We start from the raw sequence: 14996 nt of genomic DNA, 5'->3' as shown, positions 1-14996 counted from the left end.
CCTGACCGGGCGAACCGCCCACGCGGCTACCCTGGTGGAGACCCACATCGGCGGAAGGATCGAGTGCGATCATGGTGCAACCCGGCGGAGGCTTCGACCTGTCGCAGATCATGCAGCAGGCGCAGCAGATGCAGCAAAAGCTGGTCGAGGCCCAGGAGGAGCTCGCCTCCACGGAGGTCACCGGCTCCGCGGGCGGCGGCCTGGTCACGGCGACCGTGTCCGGCGACAGCCAGCTGAAGGGCCTCGTCATCGACCCGAAGGTGGTCGACCCCGAGGACGTCGAGACGCTGGCCGACCTCGTCGTCGCGGCGGTGCGCGACGCGTCGGCGAACGCGCAGAAGCTCACCGAGCAGAAGCTGGGCCCGCTGGCCGGCGGCCTCGGCGGTGGCGGCGGCATGCCGGACCTCGGCGCACTCGGCTTCGGCGGCTGACCCTTGTACGAGGGTGTGGTCCAGGACCTGATCGACGAGCTCGGGCGGTTGCCCGGGGTCGGTCCGAAGAGTGCGCAGCGCATCGCGTTCCACCTGCTCGCCACGGACCCCGTCGACATCGGGCGGCTGCAGGACGTGCTGGGCAAGGTCAAGGAGGGCGTGCAGTTCTGCGAGATCTGCGGCAACGTCTCCGAGCAGCCGACTTGCCGCATCTGCCGCGACGAGCGCCGCGACCTCACGGTGATCTGCGTGGTCGAGGAGCCCAAGGACGTGCTGGCGGTCGAGCGCACGCGCGAGTTCAAGGGCCGCTACCACGTGCTGGGCGGCGCGCTGGACCCGCTCTCGGGCATCGGCCCGGAGCAGTTGCGCATGCGTGAGCTGCTCAAGCGCATCGGCGAGGCGGACGTCAGCGAGATCATCATCGCCACGGACCCCAACACCGAGGGCGAGGCCACGGCCACCTACCTGGTCCGCATGCTGCGGGACTTCCCCGGCCTGTCCGTGACGCGGCTCGCGTCCGGCCTGCCGATGGGCGGCGACCTCGAGTTCGCCGACGAGCTGACCCTGGGCCGGGCGCTTTCCGGCCGTCGCGCGCTCTAGGACTCGTGAGTGTTCATGACGGTTCTAACCGTCATGAACACTCACGAGTCGGTTCAGCAATAGCCGAGCTGCGCCAGCGAGTTCACGATGATCTCGGACGGGTGGTACTTGTCCATCCAGGACTCCCCGCGCCGATTCTGGTACGTGTCCAGGAAGTTCTGCAGTTTGTCGCCGCGCATCTCGGTGAGCACGACGGTTTCGCCGAGGTGCTGCGGGGTTTCGGTGCGCTCGCGGTGCACCGCGCAGGGCAGGCCGAGGTAGTAGCACTCCGCGGACAGGCCGCCCGAGTCGGTGACGACGTACTCCGCGCGCGCCACCAGCGGCAGGAACTTCAGGTAACGCATTTTCGGCTGGGCGATGAACTTGTCGTCGAACAGGTTGTCCAGTCCCAGTGAGCGGATCTTCTCGCGCTCCGGCGCGCCGGCCATGTACAGGATCGGCATCTGCCGGCTCTGCTCGCGCAGGATTTCCAGCGCCTCACGGTATTTGTCCGCGCGCGAGACCAGCTCGAACCGGTGCAGCGTGGCCAGGCCGAACTTCTCCGGCAGGTTCGGCACGTCCAGCGGCTGGTTGATGGCCAGGCGCATCGCGTCGATCGCCGTGTTCGCTTCGGTGTCGACGACAACGCCGCGCGCGTGGCGCAGGTTGTTCACTTCGCGCGCGCTCGGCGCGAAGTGCATGTCGACGATCTTCGCCGCGATCTTGCGGTTCAGCTCTTCCGGCAGCGGCGACATGATGCTGCCCGACCGGGCCCCGGCCTCAACGTGCCCGACGCGCGCCTTGAGGATGCGCTTGCCGATCAGCGAGCCGTACGGCGTGGTGAAAGTGTCGCCGTGCACCAGGACCAGCGGCGGGCGCCCGTCTTCGTTCAGCGCGGCGCGCAGTTCGTGACGGCGGCCCCAAGCGGTGCGCAGCACCTGCGCGGCCCAGCCCGGCACCTGCGCCGGCGACTCCAGGTTGTGCGCCTTCTCCTCGGGCACCAGCCAGACGTCCGGCGCCGGCAGCTTGAGGTCGGCGAGCACGTCCGCGACCTCGTCCACGTGCTGTGCGGTGAACCAGATCTTCGGCCGCATGCCGCGCTCGGCGATCCCGTGGTAAACCGGCGCGATCTTGATCAGTTCCGCCGTGGTGCCGAGAATGAAGGAAATCACCGTGAGGCCCATTTCTGGTCGGTTTGCGGTGCCCGAAGGATACTGGGGGCTCCCGGCCCGGGGGCACAGGGTAGCCTCGGCCCGGTGAGTGCGAACCCGCTCCTCCCTTCGCTCAGCGTCGTGATTCCGGTCTACAACGAGCAGGACTGGATCGCCCGCAGCGTCGGCGCACTGGTCGCGGCCTGCGCCGCCGCGGGCTGGCCGGCCGAGATCGTGGTGGTCGACGACGGCAGCACCGACGGCACCTCGGAGACGCTCGCCGCACTCCAGCAGCAGCACGGCATCACCGTGCTGGCCCAGCCGAACAGCGGCCGGTTCGAGGCCCGCCTCGCCGGGCTGGCCAAGGCGTCCGGGCAGCAGGTCCTGTTGCTGGACAGCCGGGTGATCGTCGATGAGGGCACGCTCGTCTTCCTGCGTGACCAGCTGCTCGCGCATCCCGAGCGCACGGTCTGGAACGGACACATCAACGTCGCGTCCGAGAACAACCCGTACGCGGGCTTCCTCGCGGGCCTGGTGAAGATTCCTTGGCGCCGCTACTGCGCGAATCCGCGGCTGATGTCGTTCGGAATCGAAGAATTCGACGTGTTCCCGAAGGGCACCGGATTCTTTTCCGCGCCACGCGATGTTCTCGAGCGGGCCTGCGCGGCGTTCGAATCGCTGTTCGACGATTCCCGTTTCGCCAGCGACGACACGGGAGTGCTGCGCTGGATCGCCGAGCGCCACCGGATCTTCCTGGCACCGGAGCTGTCCGCGACCTACCACGGGCGCGACTCGTTCAAGAAGTTCGCCGCCCAGTCCTATTTCCGCGGCACCACGTTCGTCGATTCCTATCTCGCCTCGCCCGGCCCGGCGCGCAACGGCCTGTTCGCCGCGTTCGCCGTGGGCGTGCTCGGCCTGGGCCTCGCCGCCCGCCGTCCGAAGACCGCCGTCGCGCTCGCCGCCGCGGGCTCGGCGGCCGCCGGTGCCGCGGTGACGCGCTTCGGCGCCACCAAGTCCGAAGCCCGCGCGGTCGCGTTGCTGACGCCGGTGTTCGGCGCCGGATTCGGCGCGGGCGCCGTTCGCGGCCTCTTCCTCGCCCTGCGTGCCCGGCTGGGCCGATCCGGCCGATGAGCACGCCCGTGACCGACGAGGACCAGCGCGGGCTGGCCAGGGAAACCGGCCGCTCAGCGGGCAAGATCGGCATTTCGCTGCTGGTCGCCATCGGCCTCGGCTACGTCCTGACGCTGCTGGCCGCCCGCTGGCTCGGACCGACGGACAGCAAGGTTTTCCTTTCCTTCTGGGGCATCCTCATGGGCCTCGGCAGCGCCCTGTCGCCGTTGGAGCAAGAGCTTTCGCGCCAGTCGGCGGTCGCCGCGCAGGACGGCCACAAGCCCGGGCGGTCCGCGCTGCGGGCGCTCACCGTCGGCGCCGTGATCGTCGCGGTGGTCGCCGGGCTCACACTGCTGGTACCGGTGCTCAGCGAGCGCCTGTACTCAGGCCGCACCGAGCTCGGGATCATCGTGTTCTGCGGCGCGCTCTCGTTCGCCTGCCAGTTCGCCTCCCGCGGCCTGCTGGTCGGGGCCCAGAAGATCGCCCAGTACTCGTGGCTGGTGTTCGCCGAGGCCGCGGTCCGCGTGGTGGTGCTCGCCGCGGTGTTCGTGGCGGGCCTGACCGGGATCGCGTCCTTCGCCATCGCCGCGGCGGCCGGCTCGTTCGCCTGGCTGCTGTTCGTGCGGCCGATCAGCGGCCTGATCGACCCGCACCTCGACGGCGAGGCGTGGCGGCCGGTCGCCTCGCGGATCGTGCTGCTCATGGCGGGTGCCGGGCTCACCGCCAGCGTCATCACGGGCTACCCCGCGATGGTCAGCCTGCTCGCGCCGGCCGGTGACGCCACGCAGGTCGGCGTGCTGTTCGCCACGCTCCAGGTGTCGAGAGTCCCGCTGCTGCTGCTTTCGCCACTCCAAGCGCTGGCGGTGCCGACCGTGGTGCGGCTGTCCGGGACCGCCGAGGGCATGCACCGCCTACGTCGTCTGCTCGCGCTCGGCACGCTCGGCACGCTCGTCGTGGGGGTGGTCGGCGCGGTGGTCGGCCTGCTCATCGGGCCGTGGCTGGTGCAGCTGCTGTTCGGCGCGAAGTACGCGTCCGCCCAGGGCTGGTGGGTCGGCGGGATGGTGTGGGGAGCGGTGCTGCTCACCGCGATGCAGCTGATGACCGCTGTGCTGGTGGCCAGGACGCAGGCCAACAAGGTGCTCGTCACCTGGGCTGTGGTCGCTGTTTCGACCGCGTTGGTGCTGTTGTTCCTGCCGGGTGACACGATCTTGCGGGCGGTCGCCGGGCTGGCCGCCGGGCCGACCGTCGGGCTCGTGGTCGCCGCGGCGTTCGTCCTGCGACGGCCGGGCAACGTGAAGGTCCTGCCGGGCGTCTGAGTAGTGTGCACGCGGGGTCAGGCCGCCGAAGAGGTCGGTGTGAAGAGCCGGTGAGGGTTGGACAGCGAATCCGATGAACGTAGTACTGATCTTGCTCGCCTTCTGGGTGCCGGGACTGGTGTTCGGCACCGCGATCGGGCTCCGCGGCTGGACGCTCGCCGCGGCCGGGCCGTTGCTCACCTTCGGCATCGTGGCGCTTGGCATCCCGGTGCTCGGCGGGCTCGGCATCCGCTGGAACCTGCTCGACGTGGCACTGTGGACGGTGCTGGTGGCGCTGGCCGGCTTCGGCCTCGCGTTCGCCGTCCGCCGCTTCACCGCGCGGCGGCACCCGGACTGGGCGGCCGAGGACGAGAAGCCGGCCCGCTCGGTCCGTGACCACGTGCTCATCGGCCTCGGCGTACTGGTCGGTATGGCCGTCGGCACCGTCACCTTCCTGCGCGGCTCGCACGGGATCAACAGCGTGCAGCAGGGCTGGGACGCGCCGTTCCACGGCAACCTGGTGCGCTGGATCGCCGAGCACGGCGACGCGCGGCCCTCCACTGTGGGCACGATCGCGAACTTGCCGAACCAGACCGACTACTTCTACCCCGACACCTACCACGCGCTGCTGGCCCTGGTCTTCGACAAGGCCGGGCTGACGATGATGCCGACGCTGAACCTCGCGGTGCTCGCCGTGATCATCAGCGTGCCGCTCGGCGTGGCCGCGATGTGCCGGGCCTGGAACATGCCGCCGCTGGCCGTGGCCGCCGCGGCCGCCGTCACCACCTGGTTCACCGCGTTCCCGTACGACTCGCTGTGGCGCGGTCCGTTGTGGCCGTACGTCGCGGGTGTCGCGATGGTCCCCGCCATGCTCGCGCTGGCGAAGCACCTGCTCTCCCCGCGTGGCATCGCGGGCCCGGTCGCGATCGGCGTCGGCGTCGCGGGCCTCACCGGCCTGCACACCAGCCTCGTTTTCGTCATCGCGGTCTACTTCATCCTGATCCTGCTCGCGGTGCTGTTCCACTGGGAGAAGATCGACTGGCGCCGCTCCCGGGCCTCGCTCATCTGGACCGTGGTGCTGGCCGCCGTGCTCGGTGTGCCGCTGGTGCTGCCTTCGCTGTACAACGCGGGCGGTGTGACCAGTGCGACCTGGGCGACCGAGGCGACGGTGAGCGGTGGCATCGGCGAGACGATCACGTTCTCCCCGATGGCCGACTTCCCACAGTGGTGGATCGGCGTGCCCGCCCTGATCGGCGTCTTCCTGCTGGTCAAGCGCCGCCGGATGATGTGGATGGTGGGCGCGTACATCGTGTTCGGCGGCCTGTTCGCGGCCACCGTCTCGCTGGAGACGCCGCTGGTCCACACCCTCACCGGCATCTTCTACAACGACCACTGGCGCATCGCCGCGCTGGTCCCGCTGGCCGGCGCGGTGGCGTTCGGCGAGTTCGTGGACACCGCGGGCCGCTGGTTCGCCGCCAAGGTGGGTACCCGCGTCCACCTCAAGCCCGCGACGCTCGCATTGGTCGGCGCCCTGCTGGTCGGCATCGTGCTCGGCGGCCTGAGCCGTGGTGGCTACATCGGCCGCAACGCCTCGCGGATGGAAATCAACTACGGCAACGGCCCCACGGTGTCGAAGGCCGAAGAAGCCGCGTACACCTGGCTCGCCCAGCACACCGCGCCCGGCGAGCCCGTGATGAACGACAAGGCCGACGGCTCGGTGTGGATGTACGCGCTGGCGGGCGTCACCCCGGTCGAGTGGACCTTCTACGGCGCCGACCCGACCAGCAAGGCCGGCTACCTCAGCGTGTGGCTCGACGACATCGACAAATACCCACAGGTACGCAAGGACCTCACCGACCTGCACGTGCGCTACGTGATCGTGGGCAAGGGAATGGTCACGCCCACGGCCGAACGGTCGGTCGGCGTCGCGCGCGTCGCCCCTGGTCCCGAGTTCCACGAGGTGTTCCGCAACGACGGGGCCACGATCTACCAGATCGAGGGCCAGCAGGGCGTCGTCGCGGCGGGCGCCTCCTCCGGGTCCGACCGCCCTCACGGGCAGTAAGAAGCTAGAGTGATCTCCGTGTCCACTACGTCCGTGCACACCCGACGCGTGCTCATCGTGATGCCTGCGCTCAACGAGCAGGCCAGTGTCGGGTCCGTCATCGCCCAGGTCAGAGCGTCCTTGCCGGACATGGACATCCTGGTCGTGGACGACGGTTCGGTGGACGACACGGCCCGGCTCGCCCGGGCCGCCGGCGCCGAAGTGGCCCGGCTCTCGGTCAACCTCGGGGTCGGCGGCGCGATGCGCACCGGCTTCCGGTACGCCGCCGCGCGCGGGTACGACGTCGTGGTCCAGGTGGACGCCGACGGCCAGCACGACCCGGAAGAGGTCGGCGCGCTGCTGGCCGGGCTGGACGAAGCCGACATCGTGATCGGCTCGCGGTTCGCGGGCAAGGGCGCGTACAAGGCCAGTGGCCCGCGCAAGTACGCGATGGTGGCGCTTTCGCTGGTGTTCTCGCGGCTCGCCCGCCGGAAGATCACCGACGTCACGTCCGGGTTCAAGGCCATGGGCCCGAAGGCCATCCGGCTGTTCGCTTCGTATTACCCGGCCGAGTACCTCGGTGACACGGTGGAGTCGCTGGTGATGGCGATCCGCGCGAAGCTGGTGATCGCCGAGATCCCGGTGATCATGCGCGAGCGCGCGGGCGGCACGCCCAGCCACTCACCGGTGAAATCGGCGGTGTACCTCGGCCGCGCGGGCCTGGCCCTGCTGCTCGCGCTGGTCCGCCGCCGTCCGTCCGTCGACTCGTCCGACGCAGCGTAAGGGGATTTCATGGCCGGCTGGCGGGTACTCAGCATCGTCGTCGCATGCCTGGTGCTGTTCGTCGTCCTCGAGATGATGCGGCGCCGCAAGCTGCGGGAGAAGTACGCGGGCGTGTGGCTCGTGGTCGCCGTGGGCGTGGTGGTGCTGGCGGTCATCCCGCAGGCCGCCGAGTTCCTGGCGAAGATCACCGGCGTGCAGACGCCGTCGAACTTCGTGTTCCTCCTGGCCGGCGTGGTGCTGGCACTGGTCGCGCTGCACCTGTCCACCGAGGTCGGGCACCTCGAGGAAGAGGTCCGGACCTCCGTCGAGGAGATCGCCTTGCTGCGCTGCGAACTCGAGGACACCAAGCGCGAGCTCGAAACCCGCATCGCCGCGCTGGAGGACAAGACCGCGACCCCGGACAACGTCAAGGGCCTGCCCGAAGTGAGCCCCGCACGCGTGCGCTGATCGACCGACTCGACGCCGCCCCGCCTCGGCTGGGCGGCATTCGTGTGCTCGCCTTCGACGGGCCGTCCGGCGCCGGGAAGTCGACCGCGGCGCGTGAAGCGCTTTCTCTGCTGGGCTCGCGAGCAGCGCTGGTGACCACGGATTCCTTCGCCACCTGGACTTCCCCGGTTTCGTGGTGGCCGCGGCTGGTCTCGGGTGTGCTGGACCCGCTGGCGGCCGGACGGAGTGGTTCATACCGCCGAATGGACTGGTCCACCGGCGTCCCCCGGCCGGGCGCGCGCGTGCGCGTCGAAGTCCCGGAGGTCCTTGTCCTGGAAGGGGTTTCCTGCGGCCGGCGCTCCGTGCGGCCGCTGCTTTCCCTGCTGTGCTGGGTCGAAGGCGGCACCGAGGCCGGACGGCTGGCGGCCGCCGTCGCACGGGACGGCGAGGCCCATCGCGCCGAATTGCGGAAGTGGCAGCTGTTCGAACGCGGCTGGTTCGCCGTGGACGGCACCCGGGACGCGGCGGCGGTCCGGCTGCCCGGCGCGCGCCTGCCCTGATCGTCACGCGCCGTCCGGATCGGTTCAGACCAGTCGCCGCGGCCCCACCAAAGCCCTAGGCCATTTGGGTAGCGAACTCGGCACTCCTGGTGCGAAACCCCCGAAAACCGCTACGCACTGTGCACAATTCCGGACTGTTTGCGCTCATTTTGGCCTGTAAGTAGCGCGATCGTAACCTCACGTGCTTAAGTGCGGGCCGAGTTCCCGCTAGTGTCGGCGAGCACACCGATCGTCCGGGGTCATCCCGACTGACCGACCGGACGGTGACTATGACCCGAACATTCCCAAGGGGTGCCAGATGCAGTTATTGCGGCTGACCCGAACGCGCCGTGCTGCCCTGATCGGGCTCGCCGGAGCGCTCGCGGTTTCGCTGACCGGGTGCGCGCAGTCCCAGCGCGACCAAGCCGGAGGCGGTGGCTCCGGTGGCACGATGGTCTTCGGCGACACCGGCAACCCGAAGATGTTCGACCCGGCCTTCAACGACGACGGCGAGACGTTCCGGATCACCCGGCAGATGCTGGACACGCTGATCCAGAACAAGCCCGGCACCGCTGAGCTCGAGCCCTCGCTCGCCACCAAGTGGGAGCCGAGCAACGACAGCAAGACCTGGACCTTCACCCTCAAGTCCGGGGTCAAGTTCAGCGACGGCACCCCGTTCGACGCCGCGGCGGTCTGCTTCAACTTCGACCGCTGGTTCAACATGAAGGGCGCCGCCGCCCAGAGCCAGATGATCTACTACGGCGACGTCTTCGAGGGCTTCGCCAAGAACGAAGGCGACGCGGGCGGCGCCCCGGTCTACAAGAGCTGCGAGGCGAAGGACGCCGGCACCGCGGTGCTGAACCTGAACAAGGCCAAGGGTGCGTTCCCGGCCGCGTTCACGCTGCCCTCGTTCGCGATGCAGAGCCCGACCGCGCTGAAGCAGTACAACGCGGACAAGGTCACGCAGTCCGGGGACTCGTTCTCCTACAGCGACTACGCGTACAAGCACGTGACCGGCACCGGCCCGTTCAAGTTCGAGAGCTGGGACCAGGGCAAGGGCGAGATCACGCTGGTCCGCAACGACAGCAGCGCCGAGCCGGCCAAGCTCGACAAGCTCGTCTTCAAGGTCATCCCGGACGAGAACGCCCGCAAGCAGGCCCTCAAGGCCGGCGACATCCAGGGTTACGACTTCCCGGCGCCCGCCGACTACGGCCTGCTGCGCAACGAGGGCGAGCAGGTGCTCATCCGCCCCTCGTTCAACGTGCTGTACCTGGGCATCAACCAGGCGGGCAACCCGAAGCTGAAGGACGTGCGGGTCCGCCAGGCGCTGGCCTACGGCATCAACCGGCAGCAGTTCGTCACCTCGAAGCTGGCCGAGGGGTCCGAGGTCGCCACCGAGTTCGTGCCCAAGGCCGTCTCGGGCTACACCGACGACGTCACCAAGTACCCGTACGACCCGGCGAAGGCCAAGCAGCTGCTGGCCGACGCCGGCGCGTCGAACCTGACGCTGAAGTTCTACTACCCGACCGAGGTCACCCGGCCCTACATGCCGAACCCGGCAGACACGTTCACCGCGATCTCCGAGGACCTCAAGGCCATCGGCATCACGGTCCAGCCGGTCGCGGAGCCGTGGAACGGCGGGTACAAGGACGACGTCCAGAAGTTCGGCAAGCAGGACATCCACCTGCTCGGCTGGACCGGTGACTACAACGACGCGGGCAACTTCGTAGGCACGTTCTTCGGCCGCGAGAAGACGGAATTCGGCTTCAACAACCCGCAGCTGTTCTCCGCGCTTTCGGCCGCCGACGCGGCGCCCCCGGGCGACCAGCACGCCAAGGCGTACCAGGCGGCGAACCAGCAGATCATGGAGTACCTGCCCGCCATCCCGATCGCGTACCCGACGCCGGCCATCGTGGTCGGGCCGAAGATCAAGGGTGTGGTGGCCAGCCCGCTCACCGACGAACGATTCAACAACGTCATCCTCGGCTGACGTGGACTGCTGAACAGCCAGGCCAAAGGGCAGGTGCCACCGCGCCTGCCCTTTGGCCTACGTTCCCGGGCTGGTTTACAAAGGACTGCAAGTGCTCCGTTTCCTCGTGCGTCGGGTGCTACAAGCGATTCCGACGCTGCTCATCCTGTCCATTCTGGTGTTCGCCTGGTTGCGTTCCCTGCCTGGCGGCCCCGCGGCCGCGTTGCTGGGGGACAAGGCGACGCCGGAGAAAATCGCGAGCCTCAACCACGTGCTCGGCCTCGACCAGCCGATCATCCTGCAGTACTTCAAGTTCCTCGGCCGCGCCGTCACCGGCGACTTCGGCAACTCGCTGGTCTCCGCGCAGCCGGTGATGTCGGAGATCGGCACGTTCCTGCCCGCCACGATCGAGCTCGGCGTCTCCGCGATGCTCATCGCGGTCATCCTGGGCGTGCCGTTCGGCTACCTGGCCGCGCGCTACCGCGGCGGCGCGCTGGACAACGTCATCATCGTGCTGACCCTGATCGGGGTCGCGGTGCCGGTGTTCTTCCTCGGCTACACCATGCAGGACCTGCTGGCGACGCCGCTCGGCCTGCCTTCGCAGGGCCGTCAGGCGCCGGGCATCGACGCCACCAGCATCACCAACTTCGCCATCCTCGACGGCATCATGACCAGCGAGTGGGACGCGGTCTGGGACGCGATCAAGCACCTGATCCTGCCGGCGTTCGCGCTGGCCACGATCCCGCTCGCGGTGATCACGCGGATCACCCGGGCATCGGTCCTCGAGGTGTTCAACGAGGACTTCATCCGCACCGCCAACTCGAAGGGCCTGACCCAGCAAGTGGTGCGGACGCGGCATGTTCTGCGCAACGCCCTGCTGCCGGTGGTCACGACCATCGGCCTGCAGACCGGCGCGCTGCTCGGCGGCGCGGTGCTGACCGAGCGGGTGTTCAACTTCCGCGGCCTCGGGTTCCTGCTCGCCGAAGGCATCGAACGGCGTGACTATCCACGGCTGCAGGCGCTGCTGCTGTTCGGGGCGCTGGTGTACGTGCTGGTCAACATGCTGGTCGACGTCTCGTACGGGATCATCGACCCGAGGGTGCGTGTGCGATGAACACTCTGCTGAACAAGAAGAAGGAACCGATCGACAAGCTCGCCGCGGCGAGCGCGAGCGGGCGCAGCCTCGGCGCCGAGGCCCTGCGGCGGATGCTGCGCAGCCCGGTGGCGATCACCGGCGCGGCGATCACGCTGCTGTTCGTGCTGCTGGCGATCTTCGCGCCGCTGCTGGCCCCGAAGGACCCGCAGACGCGGTACCTGCAGGACCAGGTCCAGCTCGGCCGGGGCATCATCCCCGGCGCGCAGCCCGGCTTCCCGCTCGGCGTCGACGACTTCGGCCGCGACTTCCTGTCCCGGCTGCTGGTCGGCGCGCAGCAGACGCTGCTGGTCGGCGTGCTGGCCACGTTGATCGGTGTGCTGCTCGGGGTGATCATCGGCGGTCTCGCGGGCGCCTTCGGCGGCTGGGTCGACACCGTCCTCATGCGACTGGTCGACGTGCTGCTGTCGTTCCCCTCGCTGCTGCTGGCCGTTTCGATCGCGGCGCTGTTCGCGAAGCCGAGCCAGTGGACGGTGATCCTGGCCGTGTCGATCATCGGCGTGCCGGTGTTCGCCCGGCTGCTGCGTGGTTCCATGCTCGCGCAACGGGAGGCCGACCACGTGCTGGCCGCGACCTCGCTGGGCGTGAAGCGCACGACGATCGTCTTCCGGCACATGCTGCCGAACTCGCTGGGCCCGGTGATCGTGCAGGCCACGCTGACGCTGGCCACCGCGATCCTCGAGGCCGCGGCGCTGTCGTTCCTCGGCCTCGGCGATCCCGACCCGACCCGCGCGGAGTGGGGGCTGATGCTGGGCAACGCCTCGCGCCAGTTCCTCGACATCCGCCCCGAGCTCGCCTACTACCCGGCCATCGCGATCATCGTGGTGGCGCTCGGGTTCACGCTGCTCGGCGAGTCCCTGCGTGAAGCCCTCGACCCGAAGAACCGGCGGTGAACGGCGTGCCACTCCTCGAAGTCCGCGACCTCAAGGTCGTGTTCCAGCGCCGCGGCGAGAAGCCGTTCACCGCGGTCGACGGCGTCAGCTTCGACGTCGAGCCCGGCCAGACGGTCGGCCTGGTCGGCGAGTCCGGCTGCGGCAAGTCCGTGACGTCGCTGGCGATCATGCGGCTGCTGGCCAAGCGCGGCAACAAGGTCAGCGGCTCGGTGTCCTTCGAGGGCACCGACCTGATGAAGATCTCCGACCGCGAGATGCGGGACCGGCGCGGCCGCGACCTGGGCATGGTGTTCCAGGACCCGCTGTCCTCGCTGAACCCGGTGATCCCGATCGGGCTGCAGATCACCGAGGTGCTCGAACGGCACCGTGGGCTTTCGCGCAGCAAAGCCAAGATCGAGGCGACGGAGCTGCTCGACAAGGTCGGCATCCCCGACCCGGCCCGGCGGCTTTCCGAGTACCCGCACCAGCTTTCGGGCGGGATGCGCCAGCGCGCGCTGATCGCGATCGCGCTCGCCTGCCGGCCGCGGCTGCTCATCGCGGACGAGCCGACCACCGCGCTCGACGTCACCATCCAGGCCCAGATCCTCGCGCTGCTGCGGGAACTGGTGCAGGACACCGGCACCGCGCTGATCATGATCACGCACGACCTCGGTGTGGTCGCGGGACTCTGCGACGAGGTGAACGTGCTCTACGGCGGCCGGATCGTGGAGCGGGCCGAGCGGCACGCGCTGTTCGCCGAGCCGCGGCACCCGTACACCCACGGCCTGCTGTCCTCGATCCCGCGCCTGGACCAGGGCCGGGGCGAGAAGCTGGTGCCGATCCAGGGCTCGGTGTCCGACAACATCCCGTGGGACAACGGGTGCGCGTTCGCGCCCCGCTGCCCCAACGCACTGCCGGTGTGCCAGGAGCGCTCGCCGGAGCTGGTCCCTGATCACCACGGCCTGCTGCGCTGCCACAACCCGGTCAAGCCCGCCGTGGCCGCCGGAGGGGGGACCCGATGACCGAGTCGAAGACCGAGGTGCTGCTCGAGGTCACCGACCTCAAGGTGCACTTCCCGATCAAGCGCGGCGTCGTGATCGACCGCACGGTCGGCCATGTGTATGCCGTGGACGGCGTGGACCTGGCGATCCGCCGCGGCGAGACGTACGGGCTGGTCGGCGAGTCCGGCTGCGGCAAGTCCACGCTCGGCCGGGCGATCCTGCGGCTGAACGAGCCGACGGCCGGCAAGGTGGTCTTCGACGGCACCGACGTCGCCCAGCTCAAGGGCGAGAAGCTGCGCAAGGCCCGGCGCCGGATGCAGATGATCTTCCAGGACCCGATGTCCAGCCTCGACCCGCGCCAGTCGGTCGAGTCGATCCTGCTCGAGGGCATGCACGCGCACGGCCTCGACCAGGACAAGGCGGCCACCGACGCGCGGCTGCGCGAGCTGCTGGGCGCGGTCGGCCTGCCCGAGACCTCGCTGCGGAAGTACCCGCACGAGTTCTCCGGCGGCCAGCGCCAGCGCATCGGCATCGCGCGGGCCCTGGCGGTCGAGCCGGACCTGATCGTGGCCGACGAGCCGGTGTCCGCGCTGGACGTGTCGGTGCAGGCGCAGGTGGTCAACCTGCTGGAGGACCTGCAGGACGAGCTGGGCCTGACCTACCTGGTGATCGCGCACGACCTCGCCGTGGTGCGGCACATCTCCGACCGGATCGGCGTGATGTACCTGGGCGCGCTGGTCGAGGAGACCACGGCGGCCGAGCTGTACGAGAACCCGCTGCACCCGTACACCCGGGCGCTGCTCTCGGCCATCCCGGTGCCGGACCCGGTCGTGGAGGACACCCGCGAGCAGATCCTGCTGGCGGGCGACCTGCCCTCGCCGGCCAACCCGCCGTCGGGCTGCCGCTTCCACACGCGGTGCCCGTGGCGGCAGGCCAGCCTGTGCGACACGGACCGGCCGCAGCTGCGCGAGATCGGCGCCGGCCACCGCGTGGCCTGCCACTACGCCGAGGACATCCGCGACGGGCGCATCACCCCGCACGAGGTGGAGCCGGAGCTGGTGGAGCTGACCGGGGCGCTGAACCCCGGCGGCGGCCCGCCGGACATCGGCTCGGTCACGGAAATCCTTTAGTACCAGGCAGATGGTCCGTCAAGGCCTCCTTACCCGCGTCCGACGCAGGTAAGGAGGCCTTGACGGCTTTTCAGGGCTGGAGCTCGACCGCGGCCCGGAACGAGCCGTCCATGTGGAACGGCGTCGAGTTGTGCTCGTGGACGATGCGCCAGGCGCCGTCGACGCGGCGGAAGCACAGCGTCGAGCGGAACCAGAGCGTGAACGGCGCGCTCATCCCGGCCGGCACCGCGGACATCTTCGCCAGGCTGGTCGCGAAGGCCAGCTCGCCGGATTCGGTCACCTCGACGTCGTGGTACTCGTAGGTCAGCGGGCCCGCGAAGGTGCCGAACCACTTCTCCAGGAACTCCGCCGACGCGCCGGTGTTGCGCAGCGGCGGGGCGAGGTCGAACTTCACGGCGCCGTCCGCGTACCCCGCCACCAGGCGTTCCGGGTCCTTGTCGTGCATGGCGGCGGTGCGGTCGGCCAGCAGCTCGCGGATCTCGTTCTCGGCCATTTCGATGCTCTCCTGGTTTCTCG

Annotated in this window: 15 protein-coding genes; 13 read left to right on the top strand and 2 right to left on the bottom strand. The window is 69.5% G+C overall.

Annotation, left to right across the window (positions count from 1 at the left end):
* The first annotated feature begins 71 nt into the window (after window positions 1–71).
* Entirely contained in the window at window positions 72–431 is a 360-nt protein-coding gene (locus OG371_RS12895; RefSeq protein WP_329068857.1) for a YbaB/EbfC family nucleoid-associated protein, read from the top strand.
* A 3-nt stretch (window positions 432–434) separates the two neighbouring features.
* On the top strand, window positions 435–1031 hold the full coding sequence (gene recR / locus OG371_RS12890; RefSeq protein WP_329068855.1) for a recombination mediator RecR: 597 nt from the start codon (window positions 435–437) through the stop codon (window positions 1029–1031).
* A 53-nt stretch (window positions 1032–1084) separates the two neighbouring features.
* Here recR and OG371_RS12885 read toward each other — a convergent pair whose 3' ends face one another.
* The gene (locus OG371_RS12885; protein ID WP_329068853.1) at window positions 1085–2194 is read right to left on the bottom strand and encodes a UDP-N-acetylglucosamine 2-epimerase; all 1110 of its coding nucleotides are present in this window, start codon (window positions 2192–2194) and stop codon (window positions 1085–1087) included.
* A 72-nt stretch (window positions 2195–2266) separates the two neighbouring features.
* Here OG371_RS12885 and OG371_RS12880 point away from each other — a divergent pair, with 72 nt between their 5' ends.
* The 11 genes from OG371_RS12880 (at window position 2267) to OG371_RS12830 (ending at window position 14480) form a co-directional block, all read left to right on the top strand.
* Window positions 2267–3292 (top strand): glycosyltransferase family 2 protein, encoded by a 1026-nt coding sequence (locus tag OG371_RS12880; RefSeq protein ID WP_329068851.1) that lies wholly within the window; start codon window positions 2267–2269, stop codon window positions 3290–3292.
* Complete coding sequence (locus OG371_RS12875; protein ID WP_329068849.1) at window positions 3289–4587, top strand: hypothetical protein; 1299 nt, start codon at window positions 3289–3291, stop codon at window positions 4585–4587. The genes OG371_RS12880 and OG371_RS12875 overlap by 4 nt, the downstream gene beginning before the upstream one ends.
* 73 nt (window positions 4588–4660) lie before the next feature.
* Window positions 4661–6628 (top strand): DUF6541 family protein, encoded by a 1968-nt coding sequence (locus tag OG371_RS12870; RefSeq protein WP_329068847.1) that lies wholly within the window; start codon window positions 4661–4663, stop codon window positions 6626–6628.
* 60 nt (window positions 6629–6688) lie between these two features.
* Window positions 6689–7390, top strand: a complete 702-nt coding sequence (locus OG371_RS12865; protein ID WP_442876156.1) for a glycosyltransferase family 2 protein — start codon at window positions 6689–6691, stop codon at window positions 7388–7390.
* Between the two features lie 9 nt (window positions 7391–7399).
* Window positions 7400–7837: a DUF2304 domain-containing protein gene (locus OG371_RS12860; RefSeq protein WP_329068844.1), complete on the top strand. Its 438-nt coding sequence runs from the start codon at window positions 7400–7402 to the stop codon at window positions 7835–7837.
* A 29-nt stretch (window positions 7838–7866) separates the two neighbouring features.
* Complete coding sequence (locus tag OG371_RS12855; protein ID WP_442876155.1) at window positions 7867–8376, top strand: uridine kinase family protein; 510 nt, start codon at window positions 7867–7869, stop codon at window positions 8374–8376.
* A 298-nt stretch (window positions 8377–8674) separates the two neighbouring features.
* Entirely contained in the window at window positions 8675–10345 is a 1671-nt protein-coding gene (locus OG371_RS12850; RefSeq protein WP_329068841.1) for an ABC transporter substrate-binding protein, read from the top strand.
* Window positions 10346–10436: 91 nt separating this feature from the next.
* Window positions 10437–11438 (top strand): ABC transporter permease, encoded by a 1002-nt coding sequence (locus OG371_RS12845; RefSeq protein ID WP_329068839.1) that lies wholly within the window; start codon window positions 10437–10439, stop codon window positions 11436–11438.
* Complete coding sequence (locus tag OG371_RS12840) at window positions 11435–12370, top strand: ABC transporter permease (protein ID WP_329068837.1); 936 nt, start codon at window positions 11435–11437, stop codon at window positions 12368–12370. The genes OG371_RS12845 and OG371_RS12840 overlap by 4 nt, the downstream gene beginning before the upstream one ends.
* A gap of 5 nt (window positions 12371–12375) precedes the next feature.
* The gene (locus tag OG371_RS12835) at window positions 12376–13371 is read left to right on the top strand and encodes an ABC transporter ATP-binding protein (RefSeq protein WP_329068835.1); all 996 of its coding nucleotides are present in this window, start codon (window positions 12376–12378) and stop codon (window positions 13369–13371) included.
* Window positions 13368–14480, top strand: coding sequence for an ABC transporter ATP-binding protein (locus tag OG371_RS12830; protein ID WP_329068833.1), 1113 nt, complete (start codon window positions 13368–13370; stop codon window positions 14478–14480). The genes OG371_RS12835 and OG371_RS12830 overlap by 4 nt, the downstream gene beginning before the upstream one ends.
* A gap of 70 nt (window positions 14481–14550) precedes the next feature.
* Here OG371_RS12830 and OG371_RS12825 read toward each other — a convergent pair whose 3' ends face one another.
* Complete coding sequence (locus OG371_RS12825; RefSeq protein ID WP_329068831.1) at window positions 14551–14973, bottom strand: YybH family protein; 423 nt, start codon at window positions 14971–14973, stop codon at window positions 14551–14553.
* Window positions 14974–14996 lie beyond the last annotated feature (23 nt).

Origin of the sequence: Amycolatopsis sp. NBC_01480 (assembly GCF_036227205.1) — a bacterium.
Lineage (GTDB): Bacteria > Actinomycetota > Actinomycetes > Mycobacteriales > Pseudonocardiaceae > Amycolatopsis.
Note: the sequence above shows the minus strand (reverse complement) of the source record. Positions and strands in the feature narration are given on the sequence as shown.